Genomic DNA, 4,066 nt, shown 5'->3' with positions numbered 1-4,066 from the left:
TAAGTTTTACATGATTTACTTGTGGTTTATCCTCATAATTTCCATAATGGCTATCGGTATTTTATCCCTTGGAGTAGTAGCTGGTATGGGAAGAAAACTTCCGTTTGGTTTCTTTGTTATATCTTTTTTATGTATAGTTCTATTTAGTTTCTATATTTTTAGTATTCTAAAAGAGATAAAGGACTTAAAGCAAATAAAAGGTAAGTAAATATTAACTAAGAGAACTAGCTAACTAGCTTAAGTAAAATATAACATGGCCATGATTCATGAGCCGTGTTTTTGTATGAATGTACAATTGAAAAATTTTTAGTTTTCACTTAAATAAAGTACATAATTGACAATGATTAGCTAAAAACATTTTTTGGTTATCTTAGAATTGAATGTTTAGAACGTGTGGTGGAGGATAAGAAACCTTATTTATATTTGGATAGGCAAAAGGTTTTTTAGAAAGTAAAAGTATCTAACAACGTCTTATGTCGTGAGCAATTATAAAATTGTCAATCTGTTATAATTTATTGACTATATAGTAAAAAAAGGAGACTATACGCAAGTCTCTTTTTGGTCGTTTAGATTTCTATTAGAAAAAATAAATTATTCTTTTGATAATGAGTATACTTCGATATGATTTCCAAGTATTTTAATCTTGACTGGAAGTTTATCTGATTTATCACCGTCAACATCTGATTCTAACTCAGTATCAGAAGAAATTCTAATATTTTTTGCTTTAATATATTCGATGTGATCATTTGACACAACATCTCCTTTTAACAAATCTGGAATTGCAGATAGTTTAGAAAGGATGGAGGCATCTTTTAAAATTAAGATATTTCCATATCCATCTTTATTCTCGTCAAATAGTTTTTTATCAGCGTAATAGTTGGATAATAAGACTAAGACTTGACTGGCCTCACCGTTATAACTTCCATTTTCAGTTTCAATATGAATATTAAACACATCGTCTTTTATGATTGACTTCATTGTATTTAATGCATATGCGAAGATCCCAAATTTTGTTTTATTTTCTATATTTTGAAAAATTTGAACACAAAAATAGTGCCATGTTATTAACTTTTTCCTCTTAATACACCGAAAAAATGGTAGTGAAGATATTAAAGATTATTAGTTATCATTTTCTCTCTTTTGCATAGAGAGAAACTCTTGAAGGAATAGTTTTTTAGCCTCTCCATCTGATGAAGTATCTAAATCCTCGATAATCATTCTGGCTACCTCTTCGCGTGAGGTTGTTCCGTACTCTTCTAACAATTTATAATCAATCCGTTCTTCAACGTTTGTATACGGGTAACGATCAAGTAAGTCATCGATACGATTATCAAATTCATACTCAGTCCATAACTCTTCAAAGACATTCCTATAATTCCCTATATTAGACTCTGAAGCAATTAAAGATAATGTATCCAAAAAGCCAGATTTATATCCTTTTATTTCTGAACAAAGAGCGATGACTTCATCTTTATTAATTTTGGTTAAATCTTCTCGGATGTCTAACAAGTCCTTATCTCTAAAAAGTTTTTCAAAACCTTCAAGTTGAGTATTGAAGCCGCTTAGTTTTGAATGCTCTGGTTGAACCAATATTTCTCTAAAATCCATAATAATCTCCAAATTTCTCTAAATAAAATATTAGAGTGTCATGAATAGACACTCTTAGAATGGCAGCTAAAAGTCAAATTAGCTTGGAAGGGCTTACATATAAATATTATACATTTTATAAAAGTATACGTCAAATTTTATAAAAAATTCTCTATAAAATATAGTATTTTAAAAAAATTTTTTAAAAAAGCTCAAATTTCTATCGAATAGAGACTGATATATCATCTTAAATTAAACACAAAATACAATAAAGTGAATTTTTTATTCATTTTATTAGTGATCGAGATAGAACAAATAATATAGAAAACAAACAAGACTAAACACGCTTTTATAGGTATATAAACAAATGAGTATAAAAATTAGCATAAATTAAAATGTTGTGAAAACGCAAACAATCTTACTATATAAAGGTTTATTGTCACACAAGAATATTTATGCTTTTTAAAAATACCCAAGCATTTTAGTTGACTTTGTTTGGGTAAAGGTTTATAGTTATACCAATCAAAGAAAAATATTTTGAAAAAAATATCCAAAATAAGATTTTAGCTAAAATTCTACTATTTATTTTATCAATTCAAATTGATAATATTATTAATCAATGGAGATTGATAATATTTAAATAAATATTCTTTGATATAGAAAGGTGGCCCATTATGCTATGGTCTATTATTGTAGGAGGCCTTATTGGTCTCATTGCAGGAGGAATTACCAAAAAAGGTGGTTCAATGGGTATTATTGCTAATGTTTTAGCAGGTTTAATTGGTTCATCAGTTGGACAATCCCTTTTGGGCAGTTGGGGCCCATCTTTAGCAGGCATGGCATTGCTTCCTTCAATTGCGGGAGCTGTCATTGTTGTTTGTGTAGTTTCATTCTTCTTGGGGAAGAAGGAATAATTTTCTTTTTTCAAGAATAAATCATAATCTTTAAGACAGGGCAAGGTTATGATTTGATTGTATTCGTGAAAGGATTCAATATGTCAAAATCTAAGAAAATACTTTCTCTTATATTTTGTATTTTAATCTTGACAATTTTGATTCCTATTTTGCTAGATTATCATAAAGTTAGCGGTTTAGAGCTCCATTTGATTAATTGGAAGAGGATTTCTTTTTTAGGATATTATCTTTCTAGATACATTTTTTGGGGTACTTTAGTTCTTTCAATTTTAATTTTATTATCTATGTTAGTGATAATTTTTTATCCTAAACAACATTTAGAGATAGAGTTAGAAAATGCTGGTGGTGAACTAAAACTAAAAAGTTCTGCTATTGAAGGATTTGTTCGTAGTGTGGTTAATGAAAACAACTTCATTAAGAACCCTAAAGTTCGTGTAAATAGTCGGAAAAATAAATGTTTAGTTTACGTAGAAGGAGAAATTCTTCCTTCAGATAATATTATTAAAAGAACTCAGTCTATAAAAGATGAAATCGGTAATGGATTAACACAGTTTTTTGGACTAAACCATGGTGTTAAGCTTGATGTTTCTGTAAAGGATTATAAGCCTAAAAAACCAACTAAAAAAACTGTGAGTCGTGTAAAGTAAGGAAATAAAAAATGGAATGGTTTAAAAAATACCAGTATCCACTCCTGTCTGGGTTAGCAGGTATTATTTTAGCTTGCCTCATTCTCTCCTATGGTTTCTTTAAAACATTATTTGTTTTAATCTTCGCCGTCTTAGGAGCTGGAGTTGGATATTATTTACAACAGAAAAATTTATTTAAATAAAAGGAGTTTCACATGTCAAATGAAAAAAATACCAAAGAAACTAATGCGAAAGCAGAAGATGTGAAGGGTGAATTGACTTACGAAGACAAAGTCATTCAAAAAATTATCGGACTTTCTTTAGAAAAAGTAAATGGCTTGTTGGCTGTTGATGGAGGATTTTTCTCTAATCTAACTGATAAGATTATCAACACTGACAATGTTGCTAACGGAGTAAACGTTGAAGTTGGTAAAGAACAAGTTGCTGTCGACTTGAATGTCGTGGTTGAATATCAAAAGAATGTTCCTGAAATATACAAACACATTAAAGATGTAGTTGTATCACAAGTTTCTAAGATGACTGACTTGGAAGTTGTTGAAGTGAATGTGAATGTTGTTGATATTAAAACAAAAGAACAACATGAAGCTGACTCAGTAAGCTTGCAAGATCGTGTGACTGGAGTTGTTGAATCAACAGGTGAATTCGCATCTGAACAGTTTGAAAATGTTAAAACAGGTTTAGGAAATGGATTCTCAGCAGTTAAAGAAAAAGTTGGTGAAGGCGTAGAAGCTGTAACTGACTCTTCATCAAATGAAAAACCACGTGTTCATTAATTTGAATTTGGATATATAAAAACATATACAAACGGAGGTAAGACCATGTCTACAGAAGAAAAAGTAAACCAAGCAAAAGGAGCAGTCAAAGAAGGATTCGGTAAATTGACTGGCGACAAGAAAACAGAAAAAGAAGGGGCTGCTG

The 4,066-nt window shown here is 29.9% G+C and carries 6 protein-coding genes and 1 pseudogene; 5 read left to right on the top strand and 2 right to left on the bottom strand.

The features are described 5' to 3' along the window. A partial coding sequence (locus ADI76_RS11570) for a hypothetical protein (protein WP_239683611.1) occupies positions 1-208 on the top strand: 208 nt, incomplete at its 5' end. Positions 209-591: 383 nt separating this feature from the next. On the opposite strand, the pseudogene ADI76_RS02755 reads toward ADI76_RS11570, so the two are convergent. Both ADI76_RS02755 and ADI76_RS02750 read right to left on the bottom strand, forming a co-directional pair. Further along, positions 592-1,026, bottom strand: a pseudogene (locus ADI76_RS02755) (diacylglycerol/lipid kinase family protein); the annotation flags it as partial. A gap of 93 nt (positions 1,027-1,119) precedes the next feature. Beyond that, positions 1,120-1,608: a hypothetical protein gene (locus ADI76_RS02750; RefSeq protein WP_239683610.1), complete on the bottom strand. Its 489-nt coding sequence runs from the start codon at positions 1,606-1,608 to the stop codon at positions 1,120-1,122. Positions 1,609-2,261: 653 nt separating this feature from the next. Between ADI76_RS02750 and ADI76_RS02745 the strand changes: the two genes are divergently transcribed. From ADI76_RS02745 to ADI76_RS02730, 4 genes are all read left to right on the top strand, one after another. Then, complete coding sequence (locus ADI76_RS02745) at positions 2,262-2,501, top strand: GlsB/YeaQ/YmgE family stress response membrane protein (protein ID WP_049514611.1); 240 nt, start codon at positions 2,262-2,264, stop codon at positions 2,499-2,501. Positions 2,502-2,581: 80 nt separating this feature from the next. Further along, entirely contained in the window at positions 2,582-3,148 is a 567-nt protein-coding gene (gene amaP, locus ADI76_RS02740) for an alkaline shock response membrane anchor protein AmaP (RefSeq protein WP_049514608.1), read from the top strand. 11 nt (positions 3,149-3,159) lie between these two features. Next, a complete protein-coding gene (locus ADI76_RS10730; RefSeq protein WP_021153478.1) occupies positions 3,160-3,330 on the top strand; it encodes a DUF2273 domain-containing protein in 171 nt (56 codons plus the stop codon). A 12-nt stretch (positions 3,331-3,342) separates the two neighbouring features. Then, positions 3,343-3,921, top strand: a complete 579-nt coding sequence (locus ADI76_RS02730) for an Asp23/Gls24 family envelope stress response protein (protein WP_049514605.1) — start codon at positions 3,343-3,345, stop codon at positions 3,919-3,921. The last annotated feature ends 145 nt before the right edge of the window (positions 3,922-4,066 follow it).

The organism is Streptococcus parasanguinis (genome assembly GCF_001074805.1).
Classification (GTDB): Bacteria; Bacillota; Bacilli; order Lactobacillales; family Streptococcaceae; genus Streptococcus; species Streptococcus parasanguinis_A.
This window is presented reverse-complemented; position numbering and strand designations above follow the sequence as displayed.

Coding starts and splice junctions, on each gene's coding strand:
- ADI76_RS02750 (WP_239683610.1), bottom strand. CDS start 1,608: ATGGATTTTAGAGAAATATTGGTTCAACCAGAGCATTCAAAACTAAGC.
- ADI76_RS02745 (WP_049514611.1), top strand. CDS start 2,262: ATGCTATGGTCTATTATTGTAGGAGGCCTTATTGGTCTCATTGCAGGA.
- amaP (WP_049514608.1), top strand. CDS start 2,582: ATGTCAAAATCTAAGAAAATACTTTCTCTTATATTTTGTATTTTAATC.
- ADI76_RS10730 (WP_021153478.1), top strand. CDS start 3,160: ATGGAATGGTTTAAAAAATACCAGTATCCACTCCTGTCTGGGTTAGCA.
- ADI76_RS02730 (WP_049514605.1), top strand. CDS start 3,343: ATGTCAAATGAAAAAAATACCAAAGAAACTAATGCGAAAGCAGAAGAT.